Raw genomic sequence first — 14,028 nt, forward strand, 5'->3', positions numbered from 1 at the left:
ATCGCAACTCCTGTTGCAGTACGGTTTTCCGAACGGAACTTTAGCTCTTTAGTCCCGTTGTGGCAATGCCGCGAATCAGTTGCCGCTGACCCAAGATAAACAAAATCATCACCGGCACAGTGGCAATCACCGCCGCCGCCATCATCAACGGCCAATCATTGGTGAACTGCTCCTGAAAATTGGCCAAGGAAAGCTGCACCGTGATCAGCTCTGGCTTGGTGGTAAAGACCAAGGGCTTAAAGAGATCATTCCACTCCCCAATGAAGGTGAAGATAAAGAGTGTGACCAAGGCCGGTCGGCTCAGGGGCAAGAGAATATGCCAGAGCACTTGCCAGCGATTGGCTCCATCCAAGAGGGCGGCCTCCTCAAGGGCAACGGGCAATGTGAGAAAAAACTGCCGCATCAAAAAGACGCCAAAGCCATTGGCCGCCGTCGGCAAGATCAAGGCGCCATAGGTATTGATCAGATGACCCGCCTTGAGGATGAGGAAAATTGGGATTACCAAAAGTTGAAATGGGATCACTAGGGTTGCCAGCATCAGCAGCAACATCGTCTGTTGCCCCGGAAACGAAAGTCGCGCAAGGGCGTAACCCGCTAGGGCTGAGGTCACCAACTGGAGCGCCGTTACCGCCAAAGCCACAAACGTTGAGTTGGCAAAGGCCAAGATAAAGTGTCCCTGCTGCCATGCTGCCTGATAGCTCTGCCATGTCCAGCCTTGGGGTGGCAACAATTGGGTAGGTAGGGTTCCCGGTGGCCAGCCCGACGTACAGAGCACCACCAGTAGGGGGCTGAGAACCAGCAACGCCCCCAGTGTCAATACTAGGGTCAACCCCAAGGAGTGACCCCTGCCCAAGAGCCGTTTCAGCCCATCCACAACCTTCCGCTCCCCAAACAAAACCCTGCGCCCTTCGGAAAGCCAGCCTCTTGGCGAGGGCTGCATGTCCAATTCTCCCTCATCCCTGCTTTAACTGCCAGTGAGGTACATTCTCCTTCCCCCTTTCATAGAGATTTATCTGCCCCACTCAGGGGGTTGGGAGGGCGCTTGAGGACATCCTTGCAATCAAGATTTTGCTCAAGACGCTATCAAGGGAGCACTATACCACCCTTTGCGTCTCGCAAGAGAGTGTTTGACCACCCTCCTGAGGACTTGCTTATTCAAAGTGCTGCAGGCACAGAGACCGATTCCAAGACAAAGCTTTGAGTTTCCTCCCCAAGTTTGCATAGGAGACAAGCTGTGCCAGTTAGAGAAGTTGCAATTGTCCACCCTTGTGGAGTGTCCAGTAATGACTCATCTGTACAACCCAAATCCTGCTGTTATTTACCGCTGGGTGATGAGTTCTTGCCTTGTTGGTTTAGGATGTGCAACCCTGCACTTAGCTCCTGTAACTGCCCAAATTGCCGTCTATGAAGGGCGGCGTGTCACCGGGGATGTTACCATGACACTTCCCGACGGCAGCACCTACAAAGGGGAATTGCTCAATGGTCGTTTTAATGGCCAAGGTATCCTCACAATGGCCAATGGCAACCGCTATGAAGGGGAATTTCGCAATGGACGCTACCACGGTCAGGGGGTGCTCACCTATGCCGATGGGGGACGCTACGAAGGGGGTTTTGTGGATGGCATCTTCAATGGCAAGGGCACTCTCCAACTGGCCAATGGTCAACGCTACGAGGGCACGTTTCTCAATGGTCAATACCATGGGGAGGGGGTGCTCACCTTTCCCGACGGTACCCGCTATGAGGGGCAGTTTCTAGCGGGCAAGTATCATGGAACTGGAACGCTCTCCTTCGGAGATGGCACAAGCTATGCCGGACAGTTTCGCAATGGCTTATTTGAAGGACAGGGGGTCTTTACGCTACCGGATGGCTCCCGCATTGTGGCCACATGGCGCAATGGTCGCCGCGAACCCCGCTAATCTGCTTCAATCAGGCTGTGAGTGATCCGCTGACGGCGGCGCTAAGTCCCTACGCCCGCTTTGGGGTGCGCCTTGGCCTTGAACCCATCCAAGCGCTGCTGAGTGCTTTGGGGTCTCCCCAGTTACAGGTGCCCTTGATCCACGTTGCGGGGACAAATGGCAAAGGGTCGGTGTGTGCCTATTTGGATAGTGTTTTGCGGGCGGCGGGCTATCGCACGGGACGTTATACTTCACCCCATCTGTTGAGTTGGTGTGAGCGCATTTGTGTCGATGGTGAACCCATTGCCCCTGAGGTCTTTTTGACCTTGATTCAACACATTAAAGCGGTACTGCCACAGGTGGCTTATCCCCCCAGTCAGTTTGAAGTGATCACGGCGGCGGCATGGTTGTATTTTGCCCAGCAGCGGGTGGATGTGGCGGTGATAGAGGTGGGCTTGGGGGGGCGCTTGGATGCCACCAATGTATGTCAGCCCCCTTTGGTGAGTGTGATTACCTCCATCGGTTGGGATCATTGGCAGCGGTTGGGCAATACCTTGGGGGCGATCGCTGGCGAAAAAGCAGGTATTCTCAAGCCGGGCGTGCCAGCCGTCATTGGCCCTGTTCCCCCCGAGGCAGAGGCGGTGATTGCGCAGCGTTTGGAAGCTTTGGGGTGCCCAGCGATCTGGCCAGAACCAGCCCAGTGGTGTGCAAAGCGGCCGGGATGGGCGATTTGGAGGGGGATGGAGTACCCCTTGCCCTTGGCTGGAGAAATGCAGTTGGTCAATTCAGCGATCGCGATCGCCACGCTACAACAGTTACAATCTCAAGGCTGGCAGATTTCCCGAGAAGCGATTCAACAGGGAATGGCGCAAACCCGCTGGCCGGGACGACTGCAATGGTTACAGTGGCAAGGGCGCAAACTGCTCATTGATGGTGCCCACAATGCTCCTGCCGCCGCCTACCTACGGCAATACGTGGATCAACTGGGCTGGACAGAGGTGACATGGGTGGTGGGGATGCTCGCCAATAAGGATCATGAGGGGATTCTCAAACATCTCCTGCGAGGGGGCGATCGCCTGTGGTTGGTACCCGTACCGGATCACGCTAGCGCTGACTTAGAGGACTTGAAGGCACTTGCCTACACCTGTTGCCCTGAGTTAGGGGAATGCCGTCTTTTTAAGGAGGTGACTGAGGCACTCGATAGGGCAGGCGATCGCTGTGTGGTCTGTGGCTCCCTTTACTTAATTGCTGGCGTTTTGGGGGCGATCGCAAGCAAAGGTTCTCAAGCAACTAGACTTTGACGCTCATCCCGCTAACGCTAGGCGTATAGCAGGAGATTCCCCGTTCACAGAGTCTTGACTAGATGACCCGAAAGTCATCCCCGCCAGAACCTCTCTAGGGGCACTCATGCCAACGGATTGATAAGGAGACACTTATTTCTACGGCACAGAGCCAAACGATTTCCTCAAAGCCCATGCCCATGACTTTGTGCCCCAAGGGCAAATTCTCTCCCTCGCCGAAGGGGAAGGGCGTAATGCCGTCTATCTTGCTCAAGAACGGGGAGTTTCCATTACTACCTATCACTGCGATCTGCGGGATGTTGACCTTGGTGAAAATGCGTGGGATGGGATTATTGTTATTTTTTGCCATCTGCCACCGGAGCGGAACGGTAAAATCAAGGTAACGTTGTCCTATTGCTATGCCGCCGCGACGCACCCGTAGCCAAGTCATTATTCTCGATGCCCTTAGAGCCAGTGGCCGAGCGCTCTCGGCACAGGAACTATTTTTGGAACTACGGCAGCGGCAAACTCCCCTAGGACTAGCAACGGTCTATCGCACCCTCGATAGTCTGCGCATCAATGGTGAGGTGCAAGCACGGGCGTTGCCCAGTGGCGAATTGGTCTATAGCCTCGTGCAGCAGGATCAACACTACCTCACCTGTTTGCACTGTGGGGCATCGATTCAGATTAACTGCTGCCCAGTCCAGCACTTAGAAGCTGAGCTACAACAGTCCTACCATTTTGAGATTTTCTACCATACCCTTGAGTTTTTCGGTCTTTGTGCCAAGTGCCAAGTGATGGCGCAGCGCTGAAGCGGTATTCTGGATCAGGCGCGTCTTCGGAAAGTGGTGTGATTGAATTTGCCAACTGTACCTGGACACGGGCGATCGCCCAAGGCTGGGAAAATCCCTATCGCGTTCGCTATGCCAGCAATTTAGACGATGGCCCTTGGCATGGCATGCCCCTTGGTGGCTTTGGCGCGGGCTGTATTGGTCGTTCCTCGGCCGGGGACTTTAACCTTTGGCACCTTGATGGCGGTGAGCACCTCTTTGGCACCCTGCCCGCCTGTCAATTTAGTCTTTTTGAGCGGGGAGAGCAAACCCAAGCCTACGCCCTAGGGACTCCCCCTAACGATGGCCGCCTCAGCACTTGGCAATGGTATCCGGCTGGCAAAGGTATCTACGCTGCCCGCTATCCCCGCAGTTGGTTTGTCTATGAGGGGGTCTTTAGCGCCCAGATCACCTGCGAACAGTTTTCACCGATTCTGCCCCACAACTACCAAGAAACCAGTTACCCCGTGGCGGTGTTTCTGTGGACGTTTAGCAATCCCACGGATCAGCCCCTCACCCTCAGCTTGATGTTCTCGTGGCAAAATACCGTCGGTTGGTTTCGCAATACCACCCCTTCCTCTGCTATTGAAATCCGCGATGATGGCAGCCCCGTCTATACCTACACGCCCCCTTGGGGTCAAAGTGACGGCAATTTTAATGAACTGATTCAAACAGAGTCCTACCAAGGTTGGCGACTGCGCCGTACGCCCCACCCGAACCCACCCCAAGAAGGCGATGGTGAATGGGCAGCATTGGTTCCCACAGGCCTTGGTGAGTTTTTTGGCTGTAGTCGCTGGCAGCCAGAGGGGGATGGGGCACAACTGTGGCAATCATTTTCGGGGGATGGTTCCCTACCAATTGTCAATGATCCAACCCCAGCGGCAGCGGGAGAACAGGTGGCCGCCGCCTTTGCGGTGCGCTTTGCCTTGGCACCTAGGGAAACAAAACAAATTCCCGTGGTCTTGGCGTGGGACTTTCCTGTGACTGAGTTTGGCAAGGGCGTGATCTATTACCGTCGCTACACGGATTTTTGCGATCGCAGTGGCACCAATGCTATCACCCTTGCCGCCCGTGGCCTAGAGCATTACAAGGAATGGCAACAGCAGATTCGCACTTGGCAAGCGCCAATTCTCACCCACCCCGATTGGCCCGACTGGTTCAAGATGGCACTGTGTAATGAGCTATACGTCCTCAGTAGTGGTGGAACGCTTTGGAGTGCCGCCAGCGATCGCGACCCCGTGGGGCAGTTCGCCGTTCTAGAATGCCTTGACTACCGCTGGTATGAAAGTCTGGATGTGCGGCTCTATGGCTCCTTTGCCCTGCTGCAACTGTGGCCAGAACTGGAAAAATCCGTAATGCGTGCCTTTGCGCGGGCGATTCCCACCGCTGATCCCACCCGGAGAATCATTGGCTACTTCTATCGCGGCGACCCCGAAACCGCCTACAAAGCGCCTCGTAAACTGGCCAATGCCGTGCCCCACGATCTCGGTGCGCCCAATGAGCATCCTTGGGAAAGGACGAACTACACTGCTTATCAGGACTGCAATCTTTGGAAGGATTTAGCTTCTGACTTTGTCCTTTTGGTCTATCGCGACTTTTTGTTTACTGGGCAGACGGATCTCGACTTTGCCCGTGAGTGCTGGCCGGCTGTGGTGGCCGCCTTGGCCTATTTGAAACAATTTGACCACGATGGCGATGGCCTGCCAGAAAATGGCGGTGCCCCGGATCAAACCTACGATGACTGGAAGCTACAGGGGGTCAGTGCCTACTGTGGTGGCTTGTGGTTGGCAGCCCTCGAGGCAGCGATCGCCCTCGGCACGATTCTCCAACAACCGCAGGTGGAGACCTACCGCCAGTGGCTCAAGCAAGCTCGCCCCCGCTACCATCAACTGCTGTGGAATGGCGAGTACTACCGTCTTGATACCGGCAGTGGTTCCGATGTGATCATGGCGGATCAACTGTGTGGCCAGTTCTATGCCCAACTCTTGGGTTTGGCGGATATTGTGCCCCCAGACTGTTGCGATCGCGCCCTGCGGAAAATTTACGACACCTGTTTTCTCGAATTTCACAATGGCCAGTTGGGTGCCGCCAATGGTCTTTTGCCCAATGGTCAACCCGAAAACCCCCACGCTACCCATCCCCTTGAAGTCTGGACAGGGATTAACTTTGGCTTGGCCGCCTTTTTGTGGCTGCGGGGTATGACCCGCGAAGCATGGCATTTAGCCGAAGTAGTTGTCCGCCAAGTCTACGATAATGGTCTGCAATTTCGTACACCGGAGGCGATTACGGCCAATGGTACCTTCCGTGCCTGTATGTATCTACGCCCCATGGCTATCTGGGCACTGGCTCTCGTCAGTCAGGGATCACGATCCACCTAAAAATTTTGTAATCTATTTTACATTGTTTCAATTTGTGAAGCCGCGACAATGGTGACCAATGGGCTGCCCGTCTATGATAGTGGGTAGCGCGTCAACAGCCACTTCTTTAGATAACCTATGGATAACCTCAGCCAACGTTACCTACGTCTGTGCCAAGCCTATAGCCAACTGGCAGAACGCTATACCAAACTCGATATTGACCACATGACGCTGCGGGAAAAGCTCGTCCCCTTTTTGATGGCCTTCAAATATTACAAGCAGATGAGTGAGCAACTCGTTGCTGAAAAAGAAGCCCTGCAGCGGGAACTCAACGACCTGCGCGATCGCTACCAGTTGCTCGTGAGTCAAAACGGCAATGCCCCCATCAATGAAGAACTGCTCAGTGCCCTTGCTGAAGCAGAGGAGCAGATGGGACTCATTGAAGAAACCCTCAAAGAACAGGAGGCTGACCCGGATCCCAACCTGCTTCCCATTGAAAAGCAATTGCTGGAAGAATATACAAAGGGGAGTGGTGATTTTCAAGCGCTGCTTCCACAATCGTCGAGTCACTCCGGGGTTACTGCCTAGATGCTCTGGCCAGCCAGTGAAGAATTTGCTGCCCTCTGTCGTACCCAATTAGAACTCGTTGTTAACAGCTTGGGTGCCTCTTCACTGGCGGTCTATCTGAGTGAAACCCTTAACGACTCCCCCTCATGGTCTCCCGTTGCTGTCTATCCAGAGGCGGCACCCCCCCTGAGCTTACCGTTTCCCCCGACCCTACCACCGCCAACGCAAGCAGCAGAGACCCCGTTAAGCCATCGCCCTCAACAGGTCGTCTCGTCCTTGGCCAATCAACTGATCCTGCCCCTGATGTACCAAAATTGGGTCTTGGGGGTACTGGTGGCGCAGCGGCAACACCGTCCTTGGCTGGCGGCAGAGCAGGCACAATTGCAACAGGTGGCGCAAACACTGGCGATCGCCTGCGTCTTGGATCAACGGCAACAATGGCTCAGCCACTCCCCTGCTAGCACACTGGATCAGCAGCAACAGCGCTTTGATGACCTGCTCCATCAACTGCGCAATCCCGTGGCCGCCATTCGCACCTTTGTCAAGCTCCTGCTCAAACGGTTGGAACCCGATCACCAGGGGCGCCCCCTCGCCGAAGGCATTGCCAAGGAAACAGAGCGGCTCATGGCATTGTTGGAGGACTATCGCCAACAGGGCAACGATATTCCCGTCCTCACGGGCAGCCAGCCCCTACCCCTTGCGGGTAAACCCCTCGATCTAGTTGAAACCCTCTCGCCGCTGATCACCGCCGCCCAAGCCCGTGCGGAAATGGAAGGCAAAACCTTTGTGGTCGAAATGCCACCCCAACTCCCCCCGATCTGGCTAGAGGAACGGGTGCTGCCGGAGGTGGTGGGGAATCTGCTAGACAATGCCTTTAAGTACACCCCCAAAGGCGGCACGATTGGTCTGCACTTGACCCCCACAGCTGCAGGTTTAGAGTTAACGGTTTGGGATACCGGCTGTGGAATTCCTCTGGAGGTGCAGCCGCGCCTCTTTGAACGGGGCTACCGCGGGATTCAAGCCGACAGTGGGATTGAGGGCAGTGGCCTTGGCTTAGCAATTGCTCAAGATCTGCTGCGTCCCTATGGTCTCAGTCTGCGGGTCACCAGTCCCTACGAGGGCGATCGCGGTACGGCCTTTACGTTGACAATTCCCTTGCCAATGAAGGTGGAACGATGAGTGCTCTGAAACAGCGCCTCGCCAAAATCAGCAGTCAGGGGCATCAATTCCTTGTGGCGATCTTTGCCCTACCCCTATTGATCTCCGCCACAACGGGAATCGCCCATCGTCTTGGACGCAGTTGGTTTGGGCTATCTAAAGACTTTGGGCGGGCGATGATGACCCTTCATGAAGGCCGCTATCTGGGGGAATGGGGCGTGCCGCTCTATGTGTTGGTCATTGGTTTAGGCTTGCTGGGAATCATTGCCACGGGTTTGGGTCTCCTGTGGGGGCGATCGCTGCCGGCGCAGTGGTCAGCACGGCGGCTGCATCATCTTTTGGCTGCCATTGCAGCATTGCCCTTGCTCGTGAGTGCCACGACGGGAATGGCCTATCGCCTTGGCCGCAACTGGTTTGGCCTCTCCAAAGAACAGGCGGCGATTTTCCTGAGCCTGCATCAGGGAACCTATTGGGGCGAGGTGGGGCGTCCCTTCTATGTTCTTTTGGTGGGTCTGAGTTTGCTGACACTTCTGGCCACGGGACTCTCGATGCTGACTCTCCTGCGACGGCTGCCCCACTGGCGTCCTAGGGTGACCCCGGAGACCTAGCTGCGAAATGTTACAAACTATGAGCAGGCGTTGCCAAAGGTAAGCGCCTATGGAGTAATAAATACAGCACTTGATCGCGACTGTTATTCCACAAAGGAGTTGTTCATGGCGCTGACCGATACCCAAGTTTACGTTGCCCTTGTGATTGCGCTGCTGCCTGCGGTGTTGGCATTTCGGCTGTCCACTGAGTTGTACAAGTAGTTGCACCTGTTATCGCTAACTGGCTGCATAACGTCATTTCTCCAAACTAAAATTTATCAGGCGGTTCCCGATGTTGTTGCTAAGACAGGGGGGCTGCTTTTTTCTTTTTATACTGATAGACAACTCGCCGTTCATGGTTTAGTCATGGTTCACTCTCCTCGAAAAATTCCTGCGATCGCTTGGGAAGCGGGTGCCAAAATTGCAGTGAATCTGATCCTGCTCGCCTTTGCCCTAGGGGCGATCGCCAAGCTGGTGCCCTATCAACTCAGTCAACTGCAAAAGCTCCATGCCCTCGAAGCAGAAGTGGCGCAGCTGGAGGCACGAGTTAAGGAATTGCAACTGGAACAGGAGCGCGATCGCCAACCCCAAGCACGGCAGCGCATTGCCCAAGAGGAGGCCAATTTAATTGCTGCCAATCAGCGGCGGATCATCTGGGTACAACCTAAAAACCCCAAGCAAGAACCGGACTAAGCCCAGCCTACAACAAGGCCAAGACTAAACCACAGACACCACAGAGGGCAGCACTGAGGGACGCATAGGTCATTTTCCGTTTTTGCCGCTTGTACTGCTGGCTAAGTTGATCCTCAACACTCAAGGAAATGATGAATTTTTGTCCCCGCTTTTGTGGCTTTTGCAGGCGGAGTATCCCCCCCTGATCCGAGGCCATGCCCACCACTGAAACAGGTTGCCCCAAGGGCAGCACCCACTCCTGATAGCGATAACCCAGCGTCGTCGTGCTACCAAACCGCCAATTCAATGACAAGAACCCCAAGGAGAAGGCAAAGGAATGGGGTTTATCCGCAGGCCGCAGTTCGTCTAAGACCTGCAGTGCTTCAATCTCAGCGCCGAGGGGGTTTACCTCAATTTCCCCCTGATGATCTCGCAGAAAAAATAGGGTTGACTGCTCATGGCGGCCAATAATTTCCGACTGGCGTTCTCGACGATTGTGGCGATCGCTCCCCTCTTTTTCATACTCACGGCTGATGATTGTTTTGTAATAAACACAGGGAATACGCTTCACTTCCGAGAGCAAGGGTTGAGACGTGGTGACTTGGCCAACCACCTGCACGTACTCGCGCCAACTGCCGCTACCGATTTCCTGAGCCACCTGTTGCTGGCATTGCTGTAACTCACGAATAGAGCTAGGGTTGGCCACCTTCATTGCCTTTAACTTCAGCCGATAATAGCCCTCAAGGGCAAAGAGAAAGGCCGACCCCGTTAAGCAAAGGTGAGCAATAACCCCCATGACTGGCGCTCAATTCCTCTCTGATGGTTTTAGAGAGAACTGTCTTAACTCAAGGATAATAAACCAATGGTGAGGCCAAAGAGACCATCAACAACGAGTGTACTCAAGACAGCGCCCATAAATCCCCACACGGGCAAGACAGCGGGATAGCCACGGCGAATCTGAGATTCAAAGAGGGGCAATAGACCAATGAGGAGTAAACTCAGGCTCAAGAGAACCCCCCACACCTGGCCACTAAAGGTTTGGGCTTGGGCGATCGCCTGCCCCAGCATCTCCTGAACGGAGATCAAATCTCCTTCGAGGTACATAATCGCACGCCAATGGGGAATCACATCAATGAGGTAAAAGTAGGCATCGGTGATGGCCGTGCCCAGAAAAGACCCCAAAAAAAAGAACACCCCCACCAGTTGCTGCCGCTGCCGTAGGTGCCAGAGCATGAGCGGAATGGGGAGCGCCTCAATGGGCAAATGCCACAGGGGTTCCCAGCGCAACCACCCCCAGTAGAGCGACCCTGCCCCCCAGCACCAGCTAAATCCATAGAGCATCTCCCCCCAATAGCGGCAGTGGGATTGACGCTGGAGATAGAAACTGAGGCCTAGAAGCAGCGGCGTCAGAGCCAAACTCAGCCAAGGCTGTGTCCGCACGAGGGGCGCTTCAATAAACACGGGAACCGACACCAAGAAGGCAGCAAAGCCAAAAAGGAACCAAGCCAGACGTGAGCCAAGGCGCAGCGCAGGAAAAACCGAGGGGGACGTAAGAGCAGTCAAGGGAATATCAGGAATTGTTAACTTTTATTTCTTTCCTTTAAGGTATCACAGGCTGGAACGTCGTGGTCGGGGCGATCGCCGAGGGGCTTTTGAACGCGCTTTGCGCCGCAGTGTTTCTGATAGATCAATAAAGGCATCCCGCTGCAAAATGGGGTAGGTGCCAATCCAGAGGCGATGGCGGGGCAGGAAAACTTCAGAAATCAGTTCAATCTCTGCCAGATCAGGACGACGGGAGAGAACCAGCATTTCCGCTGCATCGCCGGGGCGAATCCCTCGATGTTGACGCAGTAACTTGGCCTGCACTCTGGTTTCAAAGCCGGTTTTATCACCAATCTCCAGATTCAAGCAGCGTTCACGGTTCTCGATAATCACCAGTTGCCCCTTGTCGTTCACCGTCTCCTCTTTGCCCACCAATTCTTCGGTGACATAGACATCCAAGACGCGCCCGCGCCAAAAACCCCCATAGGGAAACCGCCGATGGCGACGATTGCGAAATGAGGCCAACACTGCCGGTGCCCAGAGCCAATAGAGACCTGCAATCAGACCCAAAACCAGTTGGGTGCTATCCCCTAAAAAATTCAAACCAAAAGCAACAATGGCCACCGCTACCACAGAGAAGGTTAAGCGTCGTAGAAAGTCCTGAAGTTTGCCCCAAACATAGCGATACTGGGAACCCGTGGCCACCAGTGGCACCAATTGACGGACTTTTTCTTGGGTGAGGGGAATGAGCACAACCAGTTAGGGCGTAGGCGTTGTCTCCAGTGTATTCGTGGCGGGACGAGGCGGCTGGCGATCGCGCCACCAAGCAAGGAGGGTACTGGCAATAAAAATACTGGAGTAGGCTCCCGTCGTGAAACCAATGATCAGCGCTAGGGCAAAGTAGCGCAGCGTGTCGCCGCCAAAGATGAAGATGGTAATCAATGGCAGCAGGGTCGTTAGGGTGGTATTAATCGAGCGGCCAAGGGTTTGCACCACTGCCTGATCCACCACCTCTTTAATGCCGAGATCAGGGTAGAGCTTCAGGGTTTCTCGCACGCGATCGTAGATGACCACCGTATCGTTCACAGAAAAGCCAATGATGGTGAGCAGCGCCACAATGAAGAGACTGTCAATTTCCACCCCTGCCACGAGTCCCAAAATGGCAAACACCCCCGTGGTCACCAACACATCGTGGACAAGGGCGACAAGGGCAAAACAGGCGTAGTCAAACTGAAAACGCAGCGTGAGATAGATCGTAATGCCAATAAACGACACCAAGAGCGCCAGCAACCCCGATCGCAGGATTTCTTCGCCAAGGGTAGGGCCAACGGTCTCAATCTGCGTTTTCTGGGGGTCAAAGTCACCAATTTTCTGCGTGAGGGCAGCACTGAGGCGAGTGCGCTGATCCACATCGAGGGGTACCGTCCGAATACTCACCCCGTACTGATCAATAATTTGCAGACTGCTGTTGCCTAGGCCTTGCTGATTAAGCACTTGACGCACCACATCAATATCAATCGGCTGAGAACAGGTCTGCATAGCGCTACAGGCCAGTTCAAATTGCAGCCGTGTGCCACCGATAAAATCCAAGCCCAAGCGCAGGGGACTTCCTAGGGATACCCAAGAGATGGCCATTGCCACAAGGCCACTGAGAATGACTACTAGGGATAAACCCCACCAGAGCGATCGCTGGCGATTGACACTAAAGCTCATCGAAAGCTCTCCAGTTTTGGACAGAACCAATTGGGCTTACGTAGACTGGGAATGCTAATGGCGTAAAACAAGAACGTGCGACTACAGGTGAGAGCCGTAAACATACTAATGCCAATGCCGATGGCAAGGGTCACAGCAAAACCGCGCACAAACCCTGTCCCCAAGGCAAAGAGGGCAGCACAGGCAATCAAGGTGGTGACATTGCTATCGAGAATACTGGCAAAGGCGCGATCGAACCCCGATTCAACGGCACGGTAGAGGGTTTTGCCTGCCCGTAACTCCTCGCGGGTGCGCTCAAAAATCAGCACATTGGCATCCACCGCCATACCAATACTGAGAATAAAGCCCGCAATCCCCGGCAGTGTCAGCGTCACCCCAAACAGCAGAAACGCTGCATAGGTAAAGATGGCGTAGAGAATCAGGGCAATGTCGGCAATCAATCCCGGCAGGCGGTAGTAGGCCACCATAAAGATCAGCACCAGCACCAAGCCCGCCAAACCGGCATAGAGGCTATCGCGAATGCTATCTTGACCCAGCGAAGCCCCCACCGTGCGGTTTTCCACCACCTCGAGGGGAACGGGCAGCGCCCCCCCTTGTAACTGAATGGCTAAATCATTGGCAGTTTGGGCAGTGAAGCCACCGGAAATCTCTGCACTGCCGCCAACAATCCCTGTTTCTGCATATTCCACCGCCACCGTTGGCGCACTAATCAGGCGATCGTCAAGAAAAATCCCCAGACTGCGCCCCGTGCCAGCAATCTCCTTGGTCAGTTGGGCAAAAAGTTCAGCCCCTTGGCTGTCAAAACGGACAATCACACTCCAGTTCGGGGATCCCGGAGCGACGGGACTGGCAAAGGCTTCCCTGAGCATTGCGCCTGTCAAATCCGAGGGCGTGAAGAGGCGGGCGATCGCCTGCTGGCTTTTTTCAAGGGATTCACGGTTTTTGGCCAGCTTTGCCTCAATCTCCTTCAGGGCATCAGGATGATTGGCATTTTGAGCCTGCTCCGCTAAGAGTTGCGCCTGTTCCAAGAGCAGTTGCGACTGAAGTTGCCGCTCAATTTGCAATTGAGCCTCTGTGCCCGGCTTCTGGGCGGCAAAGAGCAGTTGTGCCGTCCCCTTGAGAATCCGTTCCGCCTGCTGAGGATCGGTGACCCCCGGCAATTGCACCAAGAGCTTGTCATCCCCAGCAGTTTGCACCACAGCTTCGGCAACACCCAAGCCATCAATCCGCCGTTGCACCACCCCTTGCACTGCCGCCAGCACTTGGGGCGTAATTTGGGGCACCTTATCCGTTGTTTGCACCTGCAACGTCAGTTGGGCACCCCCCCGCAGATCTAAGCCCAGTCGAGCCGGTGTGCGCACAATGACCCACGTGGCGGCCATCAGCAACACCAAAATGGCAATCAGCCAGCCGCGATATTTTCCCAT

At 54.8% G+C, this 14,028-nt stretch carries 15 protein-coding genes and 1 pseudogene; 10 read left to right on the forward strand and 6 right to left on the reverse strand.

What is annotated here, in order from left to right:
• Positions 1 to 40 precede the first annotated feature (40 nt).
• Entirely contained in the window at positions 41 to 865 is an 825-nt protein-coding gene (locus RHP47_RS08695) for a carbohydrate ABC transporter permease (RefSeq protein ID WP_226972052.1), read from the reverse strand.
• Between the two features lie 418 nt (positions 866 to 1,283).
• On the opposite strand from RHP47_RS08695, the gene RHP47_RS08700 reads away from it, so the two are divergent.
• From RHP47_RS08700 to RHP47_RS08745, 10 genes and pseudogenes are all read left to right on the forward strand, one after another.
• Positions 1,284 to 1,916 carry an MORN repeat-containing protein gene (locus RHP47_RS08700; protein WP_206201218.1) on the forward strand — a complete coding sequence of 211 codons (633 nt, stop codon included), beginning with the start codon at positions 1,284 to 1,286 and terminating at the stop codon, positions 1,914 to 1,916.
• Complete coding sequence (locus tag RHP47_RS08705) at positions 1,886 to 3,196, forward strand: folylpolyglutamate synthase/dihydrofolate synthase family protein (RefSeq protein WP_149820034.1); 1,311 nt, start codon at positions 1,886 to 1,888, stop codon at positions 3,194 to 3,196. The genes RHP47_RS08700 and RHP47_RS08705 overlap by 31 nt, the downstream gene beginning before the upstream one ends.
• 133 nt (positions 3,197 to 3,329) lie before the next feature.
• Positions 3,330 to 3,551: pseudogene (locus RHP47_RS08710) on the forward strand (SAM-dependent methyltransferase); the annotation flags it as partial.
• Positions 3,552 to 3,594: 43 nt separating this feature from the next.
• Positions 3,595 to 3,987 carry a Fur family transcriptional regulator gene (locus RHP47_RS08715; RefSeq protein ID WP_149820036.1) on the forward strand — a complete coding sequence of 131 codons (393 nt, stop codon included), beginning with the start codon at positions 3,595 to 3,597 and terminating at the stop codon, positions 3,985 to 3,987.
• A 38-nt stretch (positions 3,988 to 4,025) separates the two neighbouring features.
• Positions 4,026 to 6,383: a GH116 family glycosyl hydrolase gene (locus RHP47_RS08720; protein WP_286625391.1), complete on the forward strand. Its 2,358-nt coding sequence runs from the start codon at positions 4,026 to 4,028 to the stop codon at positions 6,381 to 6,383.
• Between the two features lie 117 nt (positions 6,384 to 6,500).
• The gene (locus tag RHP47_RS08725; protein WP_149820040.1) at positions 6,501 to 6,950 is read left to right on the forward strand and encodes a hypothetical protein; all 450 of its coding nucleotides are present in this window, start codon (positions 6,501 to 6,503) and stop codon (positions 6,948 to 6,950) included.
• A complete protein-coding gene (locus RHP47_RS08730) occupies positions 6,951 to 8,108 on the forward strand; it encodes a HAMP domain-containing sensor histidine kinase (protein ID WP_149820042.1) in 1,158 nt (385 codons plus the stop codon). It abuts the gene before it with no gap.
• Positions 8,105 to 8,695, forward strand: a complete 591-nt coding sequence (locus RHP47_RS08735) for a PepSY domain-containing protein (RefSeq protein WP_149820044.1) — start codon at positions 8,105 to 8,107, stop codon at positions 8,693 to 8,695. The genes RHP47_RS08730 and RHP47_RS08735 overlap by 4 nt, the downstream gene beginning before the upstream one ends.
• A gap of 105 nt (positions 8,696 to 8,800) precedes the next feature.
• The gene (gene psaM, locus RHP47_RS08740) at positions 8,801 to 8,896 is read left to right on the forward strand and encodes a photosystem I reaction center subunit XII (RefSeq protein ID WP_011056052.1); all 96 of its coding nucleotides are present in this window, start codon (positions 8,801 to 8,803) and stop codon (positions 8,894 to 8,896) included.
• 144 nt (positions 8,897 to 9,040) lie between these two features.
• Entirely contained in the window at positions 9,041 to 9,367 is a 327-nt protein-coding gene (locus tag RHP47_RS08745; protein WP_149820046.1) for a hypothetical protein, read from the forward strand.
• 7 nt (positions 9,368 to 9,374) lie between these two features.
• On the opposite strand, the gene RHP47_RS08750 is transcribed toward RHP47_RS08745, so the two are convergent.
• The 5 genes from RHP47_RS08750 to secD are packed head-to-tail and all read right to left on the reverse strand — an operon-like array spanning position 9,375 to position 14,028.
• Complete coding sequence (locus RHP47_RS08750) at positions 9,375 to 10,142, reverse strand: E3 ubiquitin ligase family protein (protein WP_310840260.1); 768 nt, start codon at positions 10,140 to 10,142, stop codon at positions 9,375 to 9,377.
• A 44-nt stretch (positions 10,143 to 10,186) separates the two neighbouring features.
• Complete coding sequence (locus RHP47_RS08755; protein ID WP_286625395.1) at positions 10,187 to 10,909, reverse strand: DUF3120 domain-containing protein; 723 nt, start codon at positions 10,907 to 10,909, stop codon at positions 10,187 to 10,189.
• 45 nt (positions 10,910 to 10,954) lie between these two features.
• Complete coding sequence (locus tag RHP47_RS08760) at positions 10,955 to 11,641, reverse strand: phosphate ABC transporter permease (protein WP_149820050.1); 687 nt, start codon at positions 11,639 to 11,641, stop codon at positions 10,955 to 10,957.
• Between the two features lie 6 nt (positions 11,642 to 11,647).
• Positions 11,648 to 12,601 (reverse strand): protein translocase subunit SecF, encoded by a 954-nt coding sequence (secF, locus tag RHP47_RS08765; protein WP_149820052.1) that lies wholly within the window; start codon positions 12,599 to 12,601, stop codon positions 11,648 to 11,650.
• Positions 12,598 to 14,028, reverse strand: coding sequence for a protein translocase subunit SecD (gene secD / locus RHP47_RS08770; RefSeq protein WP_286649546.1), 1,431 nt, complete (start codon positions 14,026 to 14,028; stop codon positions 12,598 to 12,600). The genes secF and secD overlap by 4 nt, the downstream gene beginning before the upstream one ends.

It is taken from the genome of Thermosynechococcus sp. QKsg1, from assembly GCF_031586415.1.
GTDB lineage: Bacteria > Cyanobacteriota > Cyanobacteriia > Thermosynechococcales > Thermosynechococcaceae > Thermosynechococcus.

Excerpts from the sequence above, each read along its gene's own strand:
- RHP47_RS08700 (WP_206201218.1), top strand. The coding sequence starts at position 1,284 with ATGACTCATCTGTACAACCCAAATCCTGCTGTTATTTACCGCTGGGTG.
- RHP47_RS08705 (WP_149820034.1), top strand. The coding sequence starts at position 1,886 with ATGGCGCAATGGTCGCCGCGAACCCCGCTAATCTGCTTCAATCAGGCT.
- RHP47_RS08715 (WP_149820036.1), top strand. The coding sequence starts at position 3,595 with ATGCCGCCGCGACGCACCCGTAGCCAAGTCATTATTCTCGATGCCCTT.
- RHP47_RS08725 (WP_149820040.1), top strand. The coding sequence starts at position 6,501 with ATGGATAACCTCAGCCAACGTTACCTACGTCTGTGCCAAGCCTATAGC.
- RHP47_RS08730 (WP_149820042.1), top strand. The coding sequence starts at position 6,951 with ATGCTCTGGCCAGCCAGTGAAGAATTTGCTGCCCTCTGTCGTACCCAA.
- RHP47_RS08735 (WP_149820044.1), top strand. The coding sequence starts at position 8,105 with ATGAGTGCTCTGAAACAGCGCCTCGCCAAAATCAGCAGTCAGGGGCAT.
- psaM (WP_011056052.1), top strand. The coding sequence starts at position 8,801 with ATGGCGCTGACCGATACCCAAGTTTACGTTGCCCTTGTGATTGCGCTG.
- RHP47_RS08745 (WP_149820046.1), top strand. The coding sequence starts at position 9,041 with ATGGTTCACTCTCCTCGAAAAATTCCTGCGATCGCTTGGGAAGCGGGT.
- RHP47_RS08750 (WP_310840260.1), bottom strand. The coding sequence starts at position 10,142 with ATGGGGGTTATTGCTCACCTTTGCTTAACGGGGTCGGCCTTTCTCTTT.
- secF (WP_149820052.1), bottom strand. The coding sequence starts at position 12,601 with ATGAGCTTTAGTGTCAATCGCCAGCGATCGCTCTGGTGGGGTTTATCC.
- secD (WP_286649546.1), bottom strand. The coding sequence starts at position 14,028 with ATGGGAAAATATCGCGGCTGGCTGATTGCCATTTTGGTGTTGCTGATG.